This window comes from Bacillus sp. AFS001701, assembly GCF_002559405.1.
Lineage (GTDB): Bacteria > Bacillota > Bacilli > Bacillales > Bacillaceae_G > Gottfriedia.
In genome coordinates this window covers 1-1,002 of record NZ_NTZO01000722.1, presented here as the reverse complement: position 1 = coordinate 1,002, position 1,002 = coordinate 1, and the positions used below count along the sequence as shown (strand labels likewise).

Below are 1,002 nucleotides of genomic sequence, written 5' to 3'. Positions count from 1 at the left end.
TTCGAGTCCGGCCCTCGGTATCATTAAACCTCTTACTTTTGTAAGAGGTTTTTAATTACAGATTTGAATGGACAATTTGTCTTTCATATATTATAATTATTTTATAACTTTTTGGCGGTGTGGTGGAATGGCAGACACGCCTGACTCAAAATCAGGTATCTTCACGGATGTGCAGGTTCAAGTCCTGTCACCGCTATATTGAAATCAGAGAAGAGGATTTTGCAAAGATGCAGAATCCTTTTTTGTTTAGAAAGAAAAGAGAAAAGAAAAGAATAGGCTTTTTAATTCTTCATATTCATCTAGCAGTTAATAATTGTATTCATTATGTATTAACGATCATCACAAAGAAAACAGCGATTATAATAATGGTCGCTGCCTTTTTAATGTGGCTATTCCTCATTTAGAAATACTATTCGTTACATTTTTACATACTTACGTTTTTGCTTAGCAGCAAGCCAATCAAATTGTTTTGGTTTTCTTTTATTTGCTAAAGTAACTACTAAGCCCGTTGTTGCAATTAGTAGGCTTGCAGCAGCTACTTTAATAGTAAATTGTTTTGCATCTTTTAATTTCTCATTATTGTATCGATCAAGTTCCTTAAGTGTATCCTGTGTAAAATCAATCCTGTCGTTTGTTTCTTCAATCAAACTACAAACACCTTCGAAACTTTTGACCAAAGGATTTTTCTTTTCATTTACCAAAGGTTCTGTCATAGTTACTCTCCTCCTAAATTTAACCTATAAAGAAGAATTCTATCGAAAAATTCATTATACCTTCATTCAAATTTCTACAAATCTTTCAATATCCTCTCTACAATTAGTTAATAGTTAAAGTTCTGATGAATATAGATCTTTTTCTTACTTACGTCATCCGCTATTTTTTAACTACTAAAACATTTTCTATTTTCGACGCTTTCATAAATCATGCTTGTACACTTTCGACAAAAATTGATTTTATTCTTGAATTTATGACATATTTATGATAAATTTAATTACAAGTTCA

General features: G+C 30.8%; 2 protein-coding genes and 1 tRNA gene. 2 read left to right on the top strand and 1 reads right to left on the bottom strand.

Features of this window, described 5'->3' with window-relative positions:
- Positions 1 to 113 precede the first annotated feature (113 nt).
- Positions 114 to 196, top strand: a tRNA-Leu gene (locus CN514_RS24855).
- A 31-nt stretch (positions 197 to 227) separates the two neighbouring features.
- On the top strand, positions 228 to 404 hold the full coding sequence (locus tag CN514_RS26105) for a hypothetical protein (protein WP_176526082.1): 177 nt from the start codon (positions 228 to 230) through the stop codon (positions 402 to 404).
- A gap of 12 nt (positions 405 to 416) precedes the next feature.
- On the opposite strand, the gene CN514_RS24850 is transcribed toward CN514_RS26105, so the two are convergent.
- Complete coding sequence (locus CN514_RS24850) at positions 417 to 713, bottom strand: hypothetical protein (RefSeq protein ID WP_098234839.1); 297 nt, start codon at positions 711 to 713, stop codon at positions 417 to 419.
- Positions 714 to 1,002: the final 289 nt, after the last annotated feature.